Below are 21,203 nucleotides of genomic sequence, written 5' to 3'. Positions count from 1 at the left end.
TCGCCACGAATTCTCGAATTAATTTATAATAATTTAGATTCGTGACGCAAAACCTATGGCCTATAATTTATTTTACGACCTCAACCCAGAATCCTTTTGTTCTGGCCAGGAATGTATTGTCGTACATGGCTTCACACTGTAATCCCGGTAAATAATAATTTCCTAAATAGGATGCGTTTAACAAAATTCGGAATACTTTGGTTTCTCTGGACTTTAATCCAAAATAGAAATTGGTTCTGTCGTCACGAATATCAATATAATCTGCAATATTATTGGTTGCGTCACCGTAGTCTGTGAAACGGGTATTAACGATTTCGAATCCTGAAGGTAAAATTTGCGACAGTGCTACATTCTGAATGCTTTCATTTCTTTGGTTTCTAACCGTAACTTCTGCAACAAACTCGGTTCCCTGACTGATTTTTGAAACATTAATAACACTTCCTTTTCTGTTTTTGAAAACAATATTCGCAGACACATCACTCTGAACTGCATTTTCCTGTCCTATTGGCAATATTCCGGTATTTAAAACACGAACATAAACGGTATTGTTTTTAAGATTCTTCAAAACAACGCTATTTACACCTGTCTGAACGACTAAACTTCTGTCTGCGATAGTTTTTTGCGTACTAATAATTTCACCTTTTCCGTTTTTACTAAACTGAAGATTGATTCCTTTTGGTCCGTTGCCTGTCGCAAATTTAGACATAGCATACAGGCAGTAAGCAGTTGTTTGTGTGCTCATCCATTGGTTGGTTGACATTTCTTTAGCCAGTTTTGAAGCCATAGTGAATGCTTTTTGTTTTTGTCCTAAAAGCAGCATCGTTTCTAAGGCCATTGCTCTGTTTCTTTCGCTTGAACCATAGTAGTAATAATTATACTCACTGGATTCATTGTCGATACTGGTACGTAATAATAAATTTTGTCCTGCTGATTTTTGCCCGGCCAAAACATACGCAGCAGCAAGTCGAAGCTTACTTTCGTTTGAAATCCCTTTTGTTTCACGCAACCTGTTCATCGAAGACAAGTCGGCATTGCCCGCCAGCGCCAGCGTATACAATCTATAGGCCTGAGCAAGATCATTACCATACTTCACTTCAAAACGCCATTGTTTGGCTTCTTTTTGCTGGTATGAAATCCATTTTGATTTGAAATTAATAGGTAAAACATACCCTTTTTTCTCTGCTTCAATCAGGAAATGTCCGGCATATGAAGATCCCCAATCATCGGCAGTTGTATTTCCCTGCCAATACGACAAGCCACCGGACGGCAATTGGAAACTTCCTAATTTGGCAATCCCGGCTGTTATATTTTTCTGAATGATTCCTTTTCGGGTATTGTCCACATCGACAATATCACTTAAAAACAACTGTGGAAAAACAGACGAAGTAGTTTGCTCTACACAGCCATGAGGATACTGAATAAGATATTGCAGTCTTCCATTCAAATTGATGGTTGGCATTGACGAAACTTCCAATCTGGCTTTATTACTTCCCGAAACTCCAAAGGTTTTCCATGTAATTGTTTTGGTACTGTTTGGAGGTAAAACAACATCGGTATAGGTATTGGTAACCGGATTAGGATTCGTCATATCGATCTCTACATCATAAACCGATCTCTCTTTTCCTGAGGTCGCAATTACCTGAACTTTAGCAATTCCGGTAGCAGAACCTACTACGAGATTAAAATACGCCATTTTTTCATCAGGCTGTGCAAAATTCAGGCTTTGAGTGGCACTTCCCATTACTTTTAATCCGTTGCTCGTTCTAAGCTGAAGGGTTACTTTTTTAATATTCTTTTCGGTCGCAAAAACGGTAACCGGAAGCGTCACTTTTTCTGAAGGTGATATTTTTCTTGGGAACGAAGCCAATACCATCAGCGGACTTTTAACCGGAGTTGCTTTTTCTACACTTCCGTAAGCACTTGTATTGGCATCACCCGCCACAACCATGGTTCGAACAGAACCTATGTATTTGGGTAGTTTTAACTGATGTGCTTTTGTTTGGCCTTTTTCTAATTTAAACGGTCCGTAATACAACACTACAGGTTTAAATCGGTTGGCTTTTTTGGCTTTACCGCCTCCTAAATCCTGATCTCCACCAATACTGAAAATCTGATTTATTTTTCCTCCATAGGCCCCAATCACATCGTCATAAATATCCCAGGTTTTAACCCCCAATGCTTCGCGAACATAAAAACTGTCCCAGGCATTTGGTGTCTTAAAACGAGTTAAATCCAAGAGTCCTTCATCTACAACTGCAATCGTATACGTCATTTCTTTACCCGTTTTCTCTCCAACTTTCACAGTAAAAGTCTGCTCCGGTTTTAAAACATCCGGCATTGAAAGGGTTGGTGCGAGAATGGTATTTTTATCCACCACTTCGATCGGAACGATTCCGTACATACGAATAGGCGAATCGTTTTTAGTCGAAGCGTGTGGCTGTAAAAGTGTGATGTTAAAATATACGTTTGGTGCCATTGCGGCCGTAATTGGAATCTCAACTTTGGTTTCTCCCTGTTTTGTTTTAGCCCAAATGGTCTGTACCACTTTTGATCCGTTTTCAATAGAAATCAAAGCACGACCACCTTCACTTGAAGGGAAAGATATTTGTGCCTTTTCGCCTACCGCATAATTTTTCTTATCGGTAGAAAACACTAACATATTGGCGGTCGACGCATCTCTGTTACGGGTTTTTCCGGACCAGATCGGCCAGTCAATATTTACGGTTAAGGCAGATGCATGTCCATCAGTATTATCTGCAACACGTATTAAGTAACGCCCCCATTCTTCATCGGTTAAAGAAAACTGAATACTTCCTTTCCCACTAGAATCTGTATTAACCACAAAAGTTTGATATGAAGTTGTAGCATTCGATGAATTATAATTAGAGAGATTATCACTCGAAGCGTCCCACCACCAACGCCACTCTACTTTATATACTTTTACTTCCAGATTTCTAACTGATTTTGGCCTTCCATTTTCATCGACAGTAACAATATCAAAACGATTATTCGTTCTGGTCTCCAGCATTCCATATTTATTAGCTTCCGGTGCCTTTATTCCTACATAGGTTTTGTATGGCGAATAGGTTGTCGAAATAACATCAGTACTAAAATCACCCCCTTCTTCATATACTTTTGTAATAAATGAAGCACGAAGCATTCCGGGAGCCTGTCCCTGTAATTTTGGCTGAATATTGACCGAAGCTCTTCCACTCTCGTTTAATTTTCCGGAGAAAACATTGATTTCTTCCGTGCTGAACTGGCGTACCAGATCGTCAAAATTAAATTTCTCATACCCTTTAAAAGTGGTGGTTTGCTGCGAAAATTTAGCCTGCATTTCTACATTCAGATTTTTTGCAATAGCACCATGAAGCCAGGTCACTTCAAGATTGCTGGTATTAGGATAAGATGACGATAGCGTTTTTCTTGAGAAAGTATTTTTAATTTTTAAGCGATTCGGTTTGATCGTTTCAATTTTAATGCTTTTGTAAAACTTAGCACCTCCCACACTTACCATTGCTTCCCAGTTTCCGGTTGGCGCATCGGCACTTGTTGGAACGATAAAACTATAATGATTCAACTCATTTGTTTTCTGAATGGTCTGATAGGTCGTTTTACCATTCGGATCGTTCAGTCGCAATTTAATTGGGTGCGATTTTGGAAGTTTATTCGAAGCATCATTCAAGATAAAGGACAAATACACATTATCTCCCGGACGCCAAACGCCACGTTCGCCATAAATAAAACCTTTTAAACCTTTTTGCAAAGTCTCGCCTGCAACATCAAAATTACTTACTGACAACGAATATCCGTCGTCCAGCTTCACATACGTCGATTGATCTCCTAAAGTAACGATAGCAAAATAAGCAAATTTATTGAGCTGAAACGAAGCAATTCCTTCGCTGCTTGTTGCAGAAGTCGCTATTTTTTGCTGTTGAAAGGTGTACAGATCCACTCTCGCATTTGAAACCGGCTCTGTGGTTACAATATTATTGACAGCAAAGAGATATGATTTATTTTCGCCTCTTTTGGCTATAACCCCCAAATCAGTTGCTAAGATATTTGTCGCAATTCTAGCATTATAGTAATACGATCCTGAGCAAGGATCCTGACTTTCTCTCCAGTCATAATCGTCGTAATAGTAATCATCGTACGAATTTCCACTGTAGTTTACATCGTCTTCATCTACCTCCTCTTCTTCTTCTCCTTCAGAATCTCCTGTAGACGTTTCACATTTGTACAGCGAATATTTCTTTTTGTATACAAATTCTACACGATAAATAGCACCCGGTTCCGGTGTAATTATTTTAGACAAATCCAGAGCAAATGTGTTCCACTTAGCAGGATTTATCAATTTGCTTTCGACTAAATTAAGTGTGGTTTTCGCTACCGGCTGTGCCACTTTCTTGAGGTTCTGACTTCCGTTTAACTCATTGTACTGAAGAAACTGAAGAATGTTATTTTTGTAAATTTTATACACTTTTACATCAACAGCGCTTAAATTGACCGCTTCGAAATTCAATTTCAGATTGTTCGAACTTGGCAGAATCGTTCCGTTTTTTACAAATCTAACGTTCGGTTTTATCTGGTCAAAAGTGATTTTTTCAGTATAATTTGCGTCCATCTTTTTACCGTACTGACTTTCAATCCCCTGAAAAACTTCAAGCAACAACTCCCCCGATAAAACCGGCTCCGGTTCCTGAGTCTCCTCCTCGTTCTGAACGACCACTACAGCACTATCCGTTACGGTTGCTGTAGAATCAACAACGACCGTCGCAGAATCAACAGCTATGGCTGCACTTTCTTCTACCTGTACAGGTACTTCCTTTTTCGCCGGAGCTGTATTACTAAAATACACTTTAAGCACATTTCCCTGCGTCGAAAATTTCAGATTGTTGGTATTCTGAATCGAAACCAATCCTTTGAAATCCTGTCCTTTTTCTAAGGGTTCCGAAAAATTAATTAAAATCGACTGATTGCTTCCTTCGGGAATATCAACTTTTACAATTTTAAATTCTTTCAAACCTGTAACAGCATAATCCAATTGCCCTTTCTGGTCGATATCAAAATCACCGCCATCGTATGCAATTTCCAGATTCGAAGCTTCTAAATAGCGTTGAATACTGTCAATTCTAAAATTGAATTCTTTGGCTGAACCTGTTTTTTTCTCGAATTTAATTTTAAGATCACTCCCATTCTGACGGGCCGTAATTATTTTTTTAGCCGTTTCGATATCCATATTGTCTGCCGTTTTTAAAACGCAGTTCAGATATTGGTAATCTTTGCTGTACGACTGAACATCCATCGTATTGATGGTAAAGTCTTGCTTGATTGTTTTGACTGTAAAGTTGAATTTCGAAAGTGTTTCCTCCTTCTCTTTCGGAATAGTGATGAGCTTGTCTAAGTTTAAGGTCACCTGATATTCTGTTCCTGCCTCTAATTTTTTCTCTGGAATAAAAGCAATTGTATTGGTCGAAAGTGCCACTACTTTCCCGCGTACATTTGGCGAGATATCAAATAAATCGTCGTCTAATTCCTGATTGACTTTCCATTCTTTTTTATCAAAAGCCAAAACGACTCTAATGTCAGATTCCGAAGAGACGATGCCTCCCGTAAAACTGACAATGTACTCTTTGAATAATGAAAAATCGGAATTGAAATCGGCAGCTGATTTTCTGCCGCAGGATTGAAAAATAAAAAACACAAAAAACGCGAGAAATAGTCCTTTTACTTTCACTTTAATTTAGAATTACAGGTTTATGAATTTGGAAATTGACAGCATGTTTTAGCTTTAACCGCTATATGATTAACTAGTGGTTTGTCAATTATATTGCATAAATATAACGTATTTTTCTAAATCTTTTAAGAGGAAAATTCAGTGAATTGATTTTTTTCTAAACCTTAGAAGAAAAGCTATTTTCGTCTCTCCACAAAAAAGCGTTTCATTAGATCAGCAGCTTCATTGGCCATGATACCAGAAACCACAGTCGTTTTTGGATGTAATTTGGTTCCCATGGTCATAAAACCACGTTGTTCATCACGGGCACCAAAAACAATTTTAGAAATCTGACTCCAATATAAAGCTCCCGCACACATTTGACAAGGCTCGAGAGTGACATATAAAGTACAGTCTTTGAGATATTTTCCACCTAAAAAGTTAGCCGCAGCAGTTATGGCCTGCATTTCGGCATGAGCTGTAACATCGTTAAGCAGTTCGGTTAAATTGTGACTTCTAGCAATGATTTTATCTGCAACCACAATGATTGCGCCAACAGGAATTTCGCCTTTATCAAAAGCCATTTCAGCTTCCTGCAAAGCTTTTTTCATAAAATATTCGTCGGTGAAGGGATTTATCATAAGTGCAAAAATAAAGCTTTTGAAATAATTTTCCCTGACCTAAAATCAAGAAAGTAGCAATCAAACCTTATCTTTTTCCAATCAAGTTTAGTCCAATAAAATTAATCACCTCAGAAATAGTGCTTATTTAAAGCTATTAATAGCGTTAATTACCTCATTTCTATAAAAGCCCTGTATTAAAGTTTACGTTAAACATTCAAGAAACAATAATTAAATTTAAAACCGTAAATTTGCTTTTTACCTTACAATGAAAAGTAACTTACTCTCCAACATTCACAATCCCGCTGATTTACGCTTGTTACCCGAAGCGCAACTTACTCAGGTTGCTCAGGAATTACGCGATTTTATTATTGACGTTGTTTCGGTCAAGGAAGGCCATTTAGGATCCAGTCTGGGCGTAATCGAATTGACTATAGCACTGCATTATGTATTTAATACTCCCGACGATTTATTGGTTTGGGACGTTGGTCACCAAGCTTACGGTCATAAAATTTTGACGGAGAGAAGAGAAATTTTTCATACCAACAGGCAACTGGAAGGTATTTCCGGTTTTCCAAAAAGAAGCGAAAGTGTTTACGACACATTTGGCGTGGGACACTCCTCAACTTCTATTTCGGCAGCTCTTGGAATGGCCATCGCCTCAAAACTAAAGGGAGATTTCGACAAACAGCATGTTGCCGTGATTGGCGACGCGTCGATTGCTTCAGGAATGGCTTTTGAAGGTTTAAACCATGCCGGTGTTACAGATGCTAATCTTTTAGTGATTTTAAACGATAATGCGATCGGAATTGATCCGAGTGTTGGCGCTTTGAAAAAGTATTTAACAGCCGTTAAAAACGGAAAAAACCCGAAGCAAAATAACATCATCAAATCGTTAAACTTTGATTATTCGGGTCCGATTGACGGTCATGATCTTCCGGCATTAATCAAAGAGCTTAATAGCTTAAAGAAAATAAAAGGTCCAAAATTTCTACATATTGTTACCACAAAAGGAAAAGGTTTACAGCAGGCTGAAGAAAATCAGGTAAAATATCATGCTCCGGGAAAATTTGATGCTTCAACCGGAGAACTTTATTCTAAATCAGAAGAAAACTTACCCCCTAAATATCAGGACGTTTTTGGTCTGACGATTTTAGATTTAGCCAAAAAGAACGAAAAAATCATCGGGATTACTCCTGCGATGCCATCCGGAAGTTCGCTTAAATTTATGATGGACGAGATTCCGGAACGTGCTTTTGATGTGGGAATAGCAGAACAACATGCCGTAACACTTGCTGCAGGGATGGTCACACAGGGTATGATTGTTTATTGCAATATCTATTCGACTTTTTTACAGCGTGCCTACGATCAGGTCATTCACGATGTTGCATTACAAAACTTACCTGTTATTTTTTGTTTGGATCGAGCAGGCTTAGTTGGTGAAGATGGCGCAACACATCACGGTGTTTTCGACATTGCTTATTTACGCGCTATTCCAAACATGATTATTTACGCTCCCCTCAATGAAATTGCTTTACAAAATATTTTATATACTGCTCAATTAGGATTAAATCATCCCATTGCAATTCGATATCCAAGAGGTCGAGGCGTTTTACCAAATTGGGAAGTAGAAAATTTCGGACATTACGAAAAAATTGAAATTGGCGCGGCAACCTGTTTAAAAAAAGGATCAAAAACAGCCGTTTTATCCACTGGAACAATTGGAAATAATGTGATCGCAGCACTAAGCGAATGCCTCAATTCCGAAACAATTGCCCACTACGACTTCCCTTTCATCAAACCACTAGATATCAATATTTTAAGCAATATTTTATCCGGTTTTAAGAGGATAATTACGATCGAAGATGGCACTATAAACGGTGGTTTTGGAAGTGCAATTTTAGAGTTTGCAGCCTCTAATAATTTTAAAAATACCATCGAGGTTTTAGGTGTTCCAGACAGGTTTATAGAGCACGGAACTGTAAATCAGTTACAACAATTGTGCAAAATTGACGTTAAAAGTTTGATAAATCTTTTTTCAAACGACACAAAATAATTATTTTGCGCTGTCAAAAAAATAAAAAATCCCAATGAAATTATTGCGTTCTACCCTTTTGCTTCTGTTGCTTTTGTGTACTTCAAATAACTTTGCCCAAATCATCCAAACGACCTTAGATCCGGGCGAATTACCTGAGCCACCGTCAAATTGGACAAAAAAAAATCAGCTGGGCTTTGACATTTCCGAAATTGCTTTTGTAAACTGGAGTGCAGGGGGGACAAGTTCGATTTCAGGACTTTTTAAAGGCGAATTTAACCGAACTTACGTTAAAGGAAATCACAAATGGGCGAATGAACTTATTATAAAATACGGTTTAAACCAGCAAGACGGTACCGAACTCCGAAAAACCGATGATGCTTTTTTATTCAACTCGACTTACGGTTTTAGAAAAGATACGATCTCTAATTGGTATTACTCGGCAAAATTCAACTTCAATACTCAATTTACTGATGGATACAATTACCCAAATAAAGATGTTGCAATCTCTAAACCTTTTGCACCTGCCTATGTCTTTCTTGGAGCAGGAGCTGAAAACTCAAATAAAAAGAAAAACAGAACGCTTTATTTCTCTCCAATAACCTTAAAAACTACTTTGGTTCTGGATCAGTATTTGGCAAATCAAGGGGCATTTGGTGTCCGAAAAGCGACTTATATGGTGGACCCTATGGATCCAAATTCTAAGATTTTAATTGAAAACGGACAAAAAGTCAAAGCCGAATTTGGTATTCTGCTTACCGGATACATGAAAAGCGAGATTTACAAAAATATCTTTTACGAAAACAGACTGAGTTTGTATACTGATTATCTTAACAAATTTGGAAACGTTGACATCGATTATGATACTCGTCTGGATCTTGTAGTAAATGCTTATGTAAAAGCTAATATTGGTGTACACTTGGTTTATGACGATGACATCAAAACCAAAAAAGATGTGGTTGACCCTACTAGCGGAGCAACTTCACAGGTTAACAATGGACCAAGAGCTCAGCTAAGACAAGTTTTAGGCGTGGGTCTCGTGTATGCTTTTCAATAGATTATTAACCTGTTGAGGGTAATTCATTTTAACACATAGTGACATAGGTTCTATGTGTTAAATCATTTTCTTGCTAATTAAGCATATTATTTATTTTTTCTTCCATTGATTGTTTCAAACAATTCAAGGGCATTCCCATCTGTCAATAAAGAAACGTAGTGACAAATATGCAGCAAACGTTCATATAAATTGGTTTTCTCTAAATGGTGTTTTTCAGGCAGCATTTTCAAAATCAGTTTGTCATAATTTGAAGCCGTTCCTTCGTATTTGTTGTTAAAAGCCACGATAAACTTGTCCAGCAAGGTCTGAATAATCTGATATCCTACAATTTCTTTTTCAACAACTTCACGGCTTTGATAGATTTTATCTACACTTAGTTTGATAATATCATCCATTTGTGCTTTGTATTTGCTTTTATCGGTTAAAGCAAAAGGAAATTTACCTTCCAGAATAGCCTCTTCATTTTCAACAAAAACATTTACAGCGTCATTAATCAATGTTCCGATAGCCAAAGCACGTAAATAACTAATTCGGTCTTCTTTTGTTGTTAAAGTCTTGTATTTGGCGACTCCGATATTGTCTTTTACCAATTTGATTAAATATTCCAGCGCATAATCCTCCGAAACTAACCCCAGATTTATTCCATCTTCAAAATCGATAATCGTATAACAAATATCATCAGCCGCTTCGACTAAATAGGCCAAAGGATGTCTTTCGAAACCAATATCCTCTCCGGATTTATTGACAATCATGCCCATATCTTTAGCAACTTCTTCAAAAAATGATTTGTCAGTCTGAAAGAAACCGTATTTTTTATCGGCGATATTCTGTGTTGGTTTTTTAGGTAAACTTTCTTTCGGATATTTCATAAAAGCCCCCAGCGTCGCATAGGAAATTCGAAGTCCGCCTTCAATCCCAGGACGGCTTGCCGTAAGAACTGAAAAACCGTTGGCATTACCTTCAAAATCAATTAAATCCTGCCATTGTTTTGCCGTTAACTGATCTTTGTATTTCAATCCGTTTCCTATCGAAAAATACTCCCCAATTGCTTTTTCTCCTGAATGCCCAAAAGGAGGATTCCCAATATCATGTGCCAGAGAAGCCGCAGCCACAATGGCTCCAAAATCATTCATGTGGTATCCGTGAACTTCTTTTAAATGTGGATATTTTTCAATTATTTTTTTTCCTACCAAACGCCCCAGAGAACGCCCTACAACCGAAACCTCTAAACTGTGTGTTAATCTGGTATGTACAAAATCTGTTTTTGAAAGCGGAATTACCTGAGTTTTATCCTGTAAAGAGCGAAAAGCCGCCGAAAATATAATTCGGTCATAATCAACCTCAAATCCCAATCGCGTATCATCTTGTTCTGCACGTAATCTCTTGCTAGTGTCGCCTTGGCGCTTGAGTGATAAAAGTTGTTCCCAGTTCATTTTCAATTTTAGATTTCAGATTGTTGATTTTAGACTTTTTGATCTAAACGTCAAAAATACGTTTTATTTTAGGATTTTACCGGGACAAAAATATACTTGTAAAACAAAATTGCATTTTGAATATCATAAGTCAATTCCAAAATTTCACTAAACACATAGAGACATAGATCTTAGCCGTAAAATAAAGAAATATATTTCTTTCACATAGCAGCTTATGTCTCCTTCAAACAAGTGAAACGCCTTTTAATGCAACAAAAACTATGTCTCTATGTGTTAAAACAATTTCGCGCAACGAGTTTCTATTTTGAATATATTTTGTTTTTTTTTAGTGCCAACCAGCGGAGTCGAAACTCTTGTAGTTATGATTTTTTTTCGACTTCGCTATTGTTGGCATTTTTTTTAGAAGCAGAAGATCCTTTTTCAAAAAAACTTCAGTCCCGCTATCCGTTATATCTTTTATGGCGAACCCCGCCACAAAAGGATATCACTCCTATCGGGGCTAAACGACAAATTCTTACTTTTCATAAGATATTCAATAAACAAAAAAAGCATCCGCCGCGGCGGATGCTTTTCTGAAATTGAATAGTATTTAAGACTAGAAGTTTTTAGAAACTCCAATGTTAAATGTTCTACCAAAATTAAAATCGAAGTTTTTAACTTCTGGTCCGTTGTTATCATAGTTTAAGGTGTTGTAACCTAAACCACCGATATTAAAGTTTAAACCAAAACCTTTTTTCATATCGATGAAAAGAGCTGGTGTTATACCAATGTACATACCGTCTGCTTTAGCAGTTGAAGTAAGTGACCCTGTGTACGTTTTGTCTTTTGCACTTTGAAAACCAGTTCCTAATTCAGCGAAGAAAGCGAAAGTTTGGTTCAATGGCATAGTGTAACGTAAAAACGCACCTAATTTAGTAGTGTTGTGTTTCACTTCGTTTACTCCTTGCTCCGTTTTGCTTGAACCAAAAGAAGCCTCACCCCCTACAGTCCAGTTGTCGTGAAATTGGTAACCTACTTTTGGAGAAAAATCAAATTCATTCGTTTTAACCTCATTGTTTCCTAAAGTTTTGGTTTGAGACTTGTAACCAATACCACCACCAACTAAGATTGTTCCTTTTTGTGCGTTTGCAAAGCTAACCATAGCTAATGCAAGAACCACCAACATTTTTTTCATTATAAATTATTTTAAATTTGATATCCCTTTAACAAGAACGATGCCGCAACGACTGGCTTTTATGTTTTTTTTATGATTTCTTTAAAAGACAAAAATGTAGCAATCGAGCGTATTTCTGTTTACTTTTGTAGCAAATAAAAAGTCATGTCGATAGCAGTAAACAACATATCAAAAAGTTACGGAACTCAAAAAGCGTTAAACGGAATTTCATTCTCTATTGAAAAAGGAGAAATCGTCGGATTTCTTGGTCCAAACGGAGCAGGAAAATCTACTTTAATGAAAATTTTGACCACCTATTTGTTGGCAGATAATGGCTCAGCCCTTGTAAACGGTCACGATGTCATGACGCATGCGAAAGCAGTTCAACGTTCTATTGGCTATTTACCGGAACACAATCCATTGTATTTAGATTTGTATGTTCGTGAATATTTGGCTTTTAATGCCGATGTTTATCAAGTTCCAAAATCAAGAATTGAAGAAGTCATTCAACTGACAGGACTGTCAGGTGAAAGTCATAAAAAGATAGGGCAATTGTCTAAAGGATACCGCCAGCGTGTGGGCCTTGCCAATGCTTTACTGCACGATCCCGAAGTTTTAATTCTGGACGAACCTACTACCGGACTGGACCCCAATCAGTTGATGGAAATTCGAAATGTAATTAAAAATGTAGGGAAAAATAAAACCGTTTTTTTGTCTACTCATATTATGCAGGAGGTAGAAGCCATTTGCGATCGTGTCATAATTATTGACAAAGGACAAATTGTTGCCGATAAAAAATTAGACCACCTGGTTTCTGAAGATAAAGCGCAAGTGATTGAAGTTGAATTTGATTACCAAATCGAAGAACAGCTTTTAGCAAAACTTGAAAATATTACTGCTTATAAAAACACTCACGATATGACCTGGGAGCTGACTTTTGTTTCCGAAAAAGACATGCGCCCCGCTATTTTTGATTTTGCCAACGAAAATGGTTTAAAAACACTACAACTAAATCAGAAGAATAAAAATCTGGAAGCCGTTTTTAGAGAAATTACAAAATAAGCTTTCCGCTCTCAGCTTCATTTTAAAGATAAAAACCAATTTATTCTAAAGTAGAATAAATTGGTTTTCTTTTTTATACTGTCTCTCCACACTTTTCTAAAAAGCCATGAAGCCCTACTTTTATTGACTTCTTCAGTAAATCACCTTTATTCTTTTCTATTTTACGCTTTTTATCAAAAATAAAAAACCTTAAAAACTAAGCAGTTAAAATATTTGTCGCAAATTTTAACTATATTTATTTAGACTTATTATAAATAGTATTATATTTGACAACTGAAATCAAATACCACTCCTATGTTTTCCATATTCTTTCCTATAAAAAATATAATCTACAAGTTATCAAACCGCTTGTCACTTCTTCAAAACACGCTTTCTGACAAACTCGAACAACTCGTTTTACAGTAAAGCGCATCTGGCAGAAAATATTGGCTACTGCTTATCCGTCCAGATTACCAAATTACTTTAAATCCCCATTGCAAAAAACATTACAAACATCATGAAGCATATTATAACATCTATTGTACTCGCATTTTCGGTCTACGGATACTCGCAGACAGAAAAAGGAAGAGACAGCATCGTCGAAACCTCGATCAATGCATTGGATGAAATTGTAATTACAAAAAAGAAGGTTTTATATACTCAAAAATCAGATCGATTGGTTTTTAATGTAGAAAATAGCATTGTTTCTGAAGGCGGTACCGCTTTAGATGTCTTATCACGCGCTCCCGGTGTTGTGGTATCACAGGACGGAGAGTTATCCATTCGTGGACAACAAGGTGTCGGGGTAATGATTAATGGTAAATTAACGCAACTTTCGCAAAAAGAACTAGCGAATTACCTAAAGTCTACAACCTCATCCAATATCAAACAAATTGAGGTGATCACCAATCCTTCTTCAAAATACGATGCCACCGGAAAGGCCGGAATCATTAATATTATTCTTAAAAAACCTAATGTGGGCGGACTTAAAGGAACGGCATTTACCAACTATGGAAGAGGCCGTAAAAACAGAACAAATTCAGGCGTAAACCTGAGTTACAACAAAGATAAGTTTGGCGTTTACGGAAATTACAGCTACACTTTCAGAGGTGAGGAAGAACGCAAAGAATTTGATCAGATTCAATACACAGACAACACCCGTCAAACTATTTCAACAAAAAACCATCAGACCTCGGTTACAGATGAACCACTGACTTCTAATAATTTTAAAATTGGAACTACCTACGAAGTTTCTCCTAAAACGAATTTAGAAGTTTATATTGATGCCAAACTGGGGCGTTACGAGAACATCGCTAACGGTAGAAATACATTGCTAAATACTTCAAATCAGGTACAATTTGATGCTATAACCTTCAACGACAGTAAAGAAAAGTGGAATGATTATACGTATGGCTTTTCAGGAGTTCATAAATTTAATACCGAAGGAAAAAACATGTCGTTTGATTTTGAGTATGAGACATCAAAGTTCAGATCGAATCAGTTTCAGAGTGCCAAAAATACAAATCCCGCAGCTATAGCTGTGAATGATCGTAGAGGCTTTATTCCGTCGCAATTGCGTGTTTTTACAGGAAAAATTGATTTCGTCAATCCGCTAAAGGAAAAACAATCGATCGAATGGGGAGTTAAAGCCAGTGTGAAAAACAATGACAACCCATCGGTTTATGAATATTACAACAACAATCAGTGGATCGTTGACCTTAACTCTACTAATCATTTTGAGTACAAAGAGCAAATTTATGCCGCTTACGCCAATTATAAATACCAATTGGAGAATTTCAATATTCAGGGAGGTTTAAGAACGGAATATACTGCCATAAATATTTTACAGAAGACCTTAAATGAAGCGCACAAAGACGATTATTTAAAATGGTTCCCAAGTGTTTCTTTGAAATATGAGCTAAGCAACGACCATTCCTTGCACGCCTCCTACAGTAAAAGAATCAACAGACCGAGTCAGTTTGATCTTAATCCGTTTCGTTTTTACGATGATTCATTCAACTATTCACAGGGGAATCCGAATTTGGTTCCGGAGATTACACATTCTACAGAAATTGGATATGCCTGGAAAAGTGCTTTTATGGCTTCGCTGTATTTCAGTAAAACCAAAGATGTTTTTACAGAGGTTTACGATTATAATCCTGCCAATAATACTACTGTGACATCCCAAATAAACGTGGACAAATCGTACAATTATGGTGTAAATATTACCAATACAGCCGAAATTTACAAATGGTGGTCAGTGAATACTCTTTTCAATATTTTCGAGAATAGATTTATGGGGAATGTGGTAAATACGGATAAAATTGATCCAATTGTTACTTTAAACCTAAGTGTTCAGAACTCGTTTACGATTACCGAAAGCTTGAAAGCCGAAGCCAACGCACAATACCAGTCAAAATCTAATCTTGGGATTTATGAAAGAGATGCTTTTTTTGATTTTAGTATTGGTATCTCAAAACAGGTGCTGGCTAAAAAAGGAAATATCAAACTTAATATTACAGACATTTTTAATACTAATAATTTTCACATCAATTCGGTTATAGCGCAAACGAGCATCAATAAAAGATACGATCTCGACAACCGTATTGCTACTATAGCCTTTACGTACAGAATATAATATTTTGGATCTTTAGTTTCCTTGTTTTTGTTTTTTTTTTTGAATGAAAGAGCCTGTTGTAGTTAGCAGGCTCTTTTTGTTTGTGGGGTTAACCGTAAAGCAAGCAAGTATAGTATTTTTGCTCGCAAAGACGCAAAGACGCAGAGTTTAATTTTCTGGCACTTAATATCTTGTTGAGATTATTTATCCTGCAGCATACTGCCGCAAGTAAAAAAGTCTTGAGGTTGCGGGGTCAACCGCAAAGCAGGCATAGTATTTTTTGCTCGCAAAGACGCAGAGACGCAAAGTTTAATTTTCTGGCACTTATCATCTTGTTGAGATTATTTATCCTGTAGCACACTGCCACAAGTAAAAAGACCTTGAAAATGATATTAAGAACTTTGTCAGACTGAGCGAAGTCGAAGTCCCACAAAGCAAAAAAAAAGTCTTTTGAGGAATCTTACTTCACACAAAAGACTTTAAGGAAACTAACCAACATTAAACAATTAGAATCAAACGGATTTACCCTTTCGATTTTTGTTTTTTCTTTCTTCCCCACCAAATATAAAATCCGGTAACGGGCAAACTCGCACAGATTAAACTGGCAGTGAAATAAATGATCTTGGTCGACAATCCTCCTATTGCACCAATATGAAGACTGTAATTCGATCGCATCAACCAATCCGAAAAACGTTCATTACCAATATATTTTTCTGATTTCGGAAGTAATTCAAGCGTTTTGGAGTCAAAATACAAATCTCTCCAAATGCCTTTGTACATGTCCGTACAGGCGTAAAAATCATCTTTAGGATCATCGGGAAAATGAATGATGACCGCTTCTTTATTTTCTTGGGCAATTTCTGTCCGAACCTTTTTCCAAATAAAATCGGCAGCGGCCAGCTTGTCCAATTGGGGCTTAGACAGAGGCTTTGCAACCGAAACGGTTTGTTCTTTTACTTCTTCCCATCCACCACTAATCCAGTAAGTACTTTCTCTTAACCAATGAAAACTCATTAACAATCCGGTAAACGAGATTAGCAAGGCCAGAATGAGTACATAAAACCCCATTACATTGTGCAAATCATAGTTAAGACGTTTAAACTTAGCGTCCCACTTTACTTTAAAACTGCTATTAAGGGTTGTTTTGTTCCATTTTTTCGGAAACCATAATATAAGTCCGCTTATCAGTAAAAAGAAAAAGATAAAGGTTGCCCAGGCCGTTATCTGTGCCCCAATATCCCGTTCCAGCCAAAGATTTCGATGTCCTTCATCGATAATATGAAAAAAATCTTCATGATCTACCATTCCGGTAATTTTGCCATTATAAGGATTCACATAAATCAACGAATCCGATTCGATATCGACCTTAACTGATTTGTCTAAACCATTATACCAGACCCCATGGATTTCTTTGTTGGGCAATACTTTTTGAACAGCTGCATAAATTTGGGAAGGAGGCAACAATCGCTCCGAACTTTGTGCCTCAACGTTGAGCCAGGGCGAGGTAAGCTGTTTGATTTCATGCTCAAAAACCAATATACAACCCGTAATTGCCATTATAAATACAATTATACCGGAAGCCAGTCCCAGCCATAAGTGCAGCCAGGCATTGATTTTACTAAAACGTGATTTTCCTTTATTGGGCGGCTTGCCGGTACGACTTTTAAAAATATTCATTACAATAATAATTAGAAACTAGGACAGGATTTATAAACAAAACGGTTTGAGGATTGTTTATAAATCCTCAAACCGTTTAAAGAGGCATTAATTTAGTAGGTAAGTTTACCAATTGAAGGCAAGTAAAGACCTTCTTTAATAAGTGCTCCAGCTTTTGCAGCACCGGTTGCAATGTCAATTTGGTATACACGAGCCTGTTCTCCTGTTACAAAACTTTTGTAGGCTTTTCCGTTTTCCACAAACATACTTCCCAATCCGAAGAATTCATCTCCTCCATGATCAGGCAATCCGGTAACGGCTAAAATTGTTTTGGCAGATAAATCAAGTATTGCCGACTTGAAAATTGTTTTTGTGTTAAGGAAACTGTACACAGAATTGGCAGCATCAACTTCGGTAGGAATATAGGAAATGAAAACTTTCTCTCCTCCTAAAGGATACGCAGCAAGCACTTTTCCTTTTAGCGTACTAGACTGAAGATCAAAAAAGTAACCTGGATCAAACTTAGCATCCCCTTTTCTAATACGTAAAACTCCTGAAGAAACACCTGTAACAGGATACCCTCCGGCACGGGCATTTGAAGAGAACGTATAAACATCTCCGGATTCTGTCTGAACAATTCCGGTATTGGTATAGTAAAGTCCAATTGCGGTTGTTCTTGCATCTTTTATGGTACTTACATATTCTAAAGAAGGGTATTTGTAAACTCTTACCGTAGCATCAGATGACAATACTTTATTGCTTCCGTCACTAACATCTTTCGTATAAACCGGAACGAAAAGTTTATCTCCTGAAACTGCAGCTCCTGTTGGCCAGTACAATATTTTTTTGTTTGCCGGATTAACGCTAAAATCGTTAAACTTACGTCCATCGATAGAAACGGTAGCGGGGTTGTAAATCATCAATTCATAATCGGATGAACTACCGTCCCAGGTTGCACCAATATTGATCATTTTTTTATCGTCGGTATAACCAACTGCATAAGAAGACTCGAAAGAAAGTTTATCTCCTGCTGCTAATTTTCCTGTATTGTTTAAACGAAACGATACTGAGCCTTCATCACCTGTACTTAGAGCAAAAAAGGTATTACTCACCGGAAAACAGCTTCCTTCCTGCTCGATTCCAACTCCTTTTGCACTAATTTCTCCGGTCATTAACTGATCTATAGAATTAAAATCCAATATATACTGCGTATAATCGGCCAACCAGTATGATGCTACATATTTAGTTCCATTTACAGCTGGTGTTTCATCTTTAGACGAATCATCACTGCTGCATGAAAAGGTAGATAATGACAGAAAAGCCAATGCAAAGCATTTTGCGAATTTGTTTACAAACATGATTATAATTATTAAGGGTTATTATTAAAATTGAATTACTGCAGAAAGTATCTGAACTTCACTGAAAAAGCGCGTCCCGGTTTTTGAACCTTAAAGTAGTCGTACACCTTTATATCGGTAATATTTCGACACTCGAAAGCCAGATTGTACTTGCCGTGCAGGAAAGAATAAGCCACCATAGCATTTTGTGTAAATTGCTCCGGAATTGCTTTTTTAGTTTCCAAACTTCCTAATACCGGCCATGTTAGATAAAAAGCATCGATATAATTGGCACTTACGTTTAAAGAAAGTTTATCGTCCTGATATTTGATATTTTTAAAATTAAACGTCAGATCAGCGTTTCCGTAGAAGATTGGAACGTTGGGCAATTGTGCATTATACAAGGCATCGGGGCTGGTCGTTCCCGTTTTGAATCTGTTTTTATTGAGGCTTTTTTGATAGGTTCCGTTCACCTCAAAATTTACGAAGTCTTTGTACCCGTATCTCAAAACACCGTCAACACCTGTTACTTGTACGTTTTGAAGGTTTTCATAAACGGTTTTGTCACCCTCTTGTCTTTCTCTGATAAAATCTTTTGCTTCTCTGTAAATGATACTCGTTTCGGCATTAAAGTGATTTTTGCTGTTCTGTGTATTAAAAGCCAGCCCCAGATTGGCATTGTCACTACTTTCCGGTTTTAATCCGATGTTACTGTTTATGGTCAACCCGTCACCCAGCATTTCTGTAGCCGATGGCAAACGATAAGCATGCTCATAAGACCCTTTAATTTGAAATTGTTCGGACAAATGGTAGGCTGAAGTTGCACCATAACCATAATTGGTCGACGATGAAGATTGCGTTACATTGTTAGCAATCATTTGAGTGGCCAAATCAAACATTTTTCCAAAACCCGAAATTGCCAATCGGTTATCGAGACCACTAAAATTGTAACTCAGTCCCAGTATGTTTTTATCAATAGTGGGTTCCCCCAGTTCAACAACTCTTAAGTATTCATTTGTTTCTTTACGTTTGTATCCTAAGTAAGAGTAGTTAACCGCCAAAGAATGCTGGTCATTTAACTGGTATTTTAGATTTGTTGTAACCTGCGAATTGGTCTCATCATAAACGTACAGGGTTTTATTTCCTAGCTCCCCCTTATCATTGGATCCGGCAAATTGTCGGTACACATAATTGCCTGTCCAGTCGTATACTCTGGAAGAAGTATCTACAGAACGGTTATTGACTAAAGCATAAGTACTGTTAACACTCAAAGACAATCCCTTGGTAAAAAGATCACTTTTTTTGAATTTCAGAGAGGTAATGAAACTTTGACTATCTGTAAAGGCCTGCCCTACGACTTTTTGCATTGTTCTTCCCTGTTGAATTTCCTTTTTGTTACCGGCTACCGCAAAACCAACAAGCAGATAATCGGCAAAACTTTTGTTTTTAAACCCGGCTTCGGCCATTATAGTCCCGGATTTATAAGCATCATGAAAGTGCTTGTATTTTTGTTCCGGCAAAAATTTCGAGGTGTTTTTATCCACCACGCTTACATCTACTTTATAATCGTTGTCGGCATAATTTGCAAAAGCGTTAATGTTGGCGATAAAACCATCTCTGCCCGAGAATCTGGCATTTATTGCGGCTCTATGGGTGTTAAACGAACCATAACTGTAAGAAGCATCGATGTAGCGGTTTACATTTTTGTTGGTAACAATATTCACAGCACCACCCAGCGCATCTGCTCCCAATTCTATAGGAACGACTCCTTTGTAAACATCAATTCGTTCGGCCATATTTACCGGAATGTTATTCAGTGTAAGTGCTGAACCATAACTGTCCATAGGCACTCCGTCTAGAAAGAATCTAACCTGATTGCCGGAGAAACCATTCAGCGAAAAATTAAATGCCGATCCCAATCCTCCATATTCACGAATGCGGACTCCGGTTGTTTTATTCAAAACCTGATTCAAATCAGCAGACGTATTATAGGTTTTCTTTAAATCTATGGCAGTAATATTGTAAGCCTGCTCACGTGCTCTTTGGACTTTGGACTTTCCTGTCACGGCAACTTCATTTAAAGTAGCCATATCTTCTTCCATAGTAATATTTTGAGTTGGTTTTCCTCCCTGCTTCAAAAAAATTGCCGCTTCGGTTGTTTTATACCCTACATGAGTAACGAGCAAAATATAATCTCCCGATTCGGCACTAATTTTATATTCTCCTTTATTGTTGGTTAGGGTTCTGTATTCCGTTCCTTTTAAAGCAACCGAAACTCCTTCGGCAGTTTTCCCCAAATGAGTCATAATAACTCCGGTTAAATTTACTTTGTTCTTTTGCGAGTACCCCTGAAGTGAAGTGAAAGAAATGACGATCAAGAGCATTAATCTACTTATTTGCATCCGTTAAATTTTGGTTTGAAAATTAAATTAGCAACAAAATTAGGCTCTCAAAAGGGTTTTTCCAAACTATTTTTAATTATTCTAAATAAGAATAATAATTAACTTTTAAACCTAAGAATAAATAACGAACAAGTAC

11 protein-coding genes are annotated in these 21,203 nt (G+C 37.2%); 4 read left to right on the top strand and 7 right to left on the bottom strand.

Annotation, left to right across the window (positions count from 1 at the left end; all coding sequences use genetic code 11):
- Window positions 1-67: 67 nt before the first annotated feature.
- Window positions 68-5,737, bottom strand: coding sequence for an alpha-2-macroglobulin family protein (locus OGZ34_RS07365; RefSeq protein ID WP_263362615.1), 5,670 nt, complete (start codon window positions 5,735-5,737; stop codon window positions 68-70).
- Window positions 5,738-5,913: 176 nt separating this feature from the next.
- Window positions 5,914-6,357, bottom strand: coding sequence for a nucleoside deaminase (locus OGZ34_RS07360; RefSeq protein WP_173964272.1), 444 nt, complete (start codon window positions 6,355-6,357; stop codon window positions 5,914-5,916).
- A 247-nt stretch (window positions 6,358-6,604) separates the two neighbouring features.
- Here OGZ34_RS07360 and OGZ34_RS07355 point away from each other — a divergent pair, with 247 nt between their 5' ends.
- Window positions 6,605-8,392, top strand: a complete 1,788-nt coding sequence (locus OGZ34_RS07355; protein WP_263362614.1) for a 1-deoxy-D-xylulose-5-phosphate synthase — start codon at window positions 6,605-6,607, stop codon at window positions 8,390-8,392.
- A 34-nt stretch (window positions 8,393-8,426) separates the two neighbouring features.
- The gene (locus tag OGZ34_RS07350; protein WP_263362613.1) at window positions 8,427-9,428 is read left to right on the top strand and encodes a DUF3078 domain-containing protein; all 1,002 of its coding nucleotides are present in this window, start codon (window positions 8,427-8,429) and stop codon (window positions 9,426-9,428) included.
- Between the two features lie 86 nt (window positions 9,429-9,514).
- Here the strand turns inward: OGZ34_RS07350 and OGZ34_RS07345 are convergent, their stop codons facing one another.
- Window positions 9,515-10,861 carry a deoxyguanosinetriphosphate triphosphohydrolase gene (locus tag OGZ34_RS07345; RefSeq protein ID WP_173964275.1) on the bottom strand — a complete coding sequence of 449 codons (1,347 nt, stop codon included), beginning with the start codon at window positions 10,859-10,861 and terminating at the stop codon, window positions 9,515-9,517.
- A gap of 595 nt (window positions 10,862-11,456) precedes the next feature.
- Window positions 11,457-12,035 (bottom strand): outer membrane beta-barrel protein, encoded by a 579-nt coding sequence (locus OGZ34_RS07340; RefSeq protein ID WP_173966509.1) that lies wholly within the window; start codon window positions 12,033-12,035, stop codon window positions 11,457-11,459.
- A gap of 144 nt (window positions 12,036-12,179) precedes the next feature.
- Here OGZ34_RS07340 and gldA point away from each other — a divergent pair, with 144 nt between their 5' ends.
- Both gldA and OGZ34_RS07330 read left to right on the top strand, forming a co-directional pair.
- On the top strand, window positions 12,180-13,076 hold the full coding sequence (gene gldA, locus OGZ34_RS07335) for a gliding motility-associated ABC transporter ATP-binding subunit GldA (RefSeq protein ID WP_263362612.1): 897 nt from the start codon (window positions 12,180-12,182) through the stop codon (window positions 13,074-13,076).
- A gap of 496 nt (window positions 13,077-13,572) precedes the next feature.
- Window positions 13,573-15,693, top strand: coding sequence for a TonB-dependent receptor domain-containing protein (locus OGZ34_RS07330; RefSeq protein ID WP_263362611.1), 2,121 nt, complete (start codon window positions 13,573-13,575; stop codon window positions 15,691-15,693).
- Between the two features lie 501 nt (window positions 15,694-16,194).
- Here OGZ34_RS07330 and OGZ34_RS07325 read toward each other — a convergent pair.
- From OGZ34_RS07325 to OGZ34_RS07315, 3 genes are all read right to left on the bottom strand, one after another.
- Window positions 16,195-17,349: a PepSY-associated TM helix domain-containing protein gene (locus tag OGZ34_RS07325; protein ID WP_263362610.1), complete on the bottom strand. Its 1,155-nt coding sequence runs from the start codon at window positions 17,347-17,349 to the stop codon at window positions 16,195-16,197.
- Between the two features lie 92 nt (window positions 17,350-17,441).
- Window positions 17,442-18,686, bottom strand: a complete 1,245-nt coding sequence (locus tag OGZ34_RS07320; RefSeq protein WP_173966513.1) for a DUF4374 domain-containing protein — start codon at window positions 18,684-18,686, stop codon at window positions 17,442-17,444.
- A gap of 35 nt (window positions 18,687-18,721) precedes the next feature.
- Window positions 18,722-21,067: a TonB-dependent receptor domain-containing protein gene (locus tag OGZ34_RS07315; RefSeq protein WP_263362609.1), complete on the bottom strand. Its 2,346-nt coding sequence runs from the start codon at window positions 21,065-21,067 to the stop codon at window positions 18,722-18,724.
- Between the last annotated feature and the right edge of the window lie 136 nt (window positions 21,068-21,203).

Origin of the sequence: Flavobacterium collinsii (genome assembly GCF_946903285.1) — a bacterium.
Classification (GTDB): domain Bacteria; phylum Bacteroidota; class Bacteroidia; order Flavobacteriales; family Flavobacteriaceae; genus Flavobacterium; species Flavobacterium collinsii.
Note: the sequence above shows the minus strand (reverse complement) of the source record. Positions and strands in the feature narration are given on the sequence as shown.

Coding starts and splice junctions, on each gene's coding strand:
- OGZ34_RS07315 (WP_263362609.1), bottom strand. CDS start 21,067: ATGCAAATAAGTAGATTAATGCTCTTGATCGTCATTTCTTTCACTTCA.
- OGZ34_RS07355 (WP_263362614.1), top strand. CDS start 6,605: ATGAAAAGTAACTTACTCTCCAACATTCACAATCCCGCTGATTTACGC.
- OGZ34_RS07360 (WP_173964272.1), bottom strand. CDS start 6,357: ATGATAAATCCCTTCACCGACGAATATTTTATGAAAAAAGCTTTGCAG.
- OGZ34_RS07345 (WP_173964275.1), bottom strand. CDS start 10,861: ATGAACTGGGAACAACTTTTATCACTCAAGCGCCAAGGCGACACTAGC.
- gldA (WP_263362612.1), top strand. CDS start 12,180: ATGTCGATAGCAGTAAACAACATATCAAAAAGTTACGGAACTCAAAAA.
- OGZ34_RS07320 (WP_173966513.1), bottom strand. CDS start 18,686: ATGTTTGTAAACAAATTCGCAAAATGCTTTGCATTGGCTTTTCTGTCA.
- OGZ34_RS07325 (WP_263362610.1), bottom strand. CDS start 17,349: ATGAATATTTTTAAAAGTCGTACCGGCAAGCCGCCCAATAAAGGAAAA.
- OGZ34_RS07340 (WP_173966509.1), bottom strand. CDS start 12,035: ATGAAAAAAATGTTGGTGGTTCTTGCATTAGCTATGGTTAGCTTTGCA.
- OGZ34_RS07350 (WP_263362613.1), top strand. CDS start 8,427: ATGAAATTATTGCGTTCTACCCTTTTGCTTCTGTTGCTTTTGTGTACT.
- OGZ34_RS07330 (WP_263362611.1), top strand. CDS start 13,573: ATGAAGCATATTATAACATCTATTGTACTCGCATTTTCGGTCTACGGA.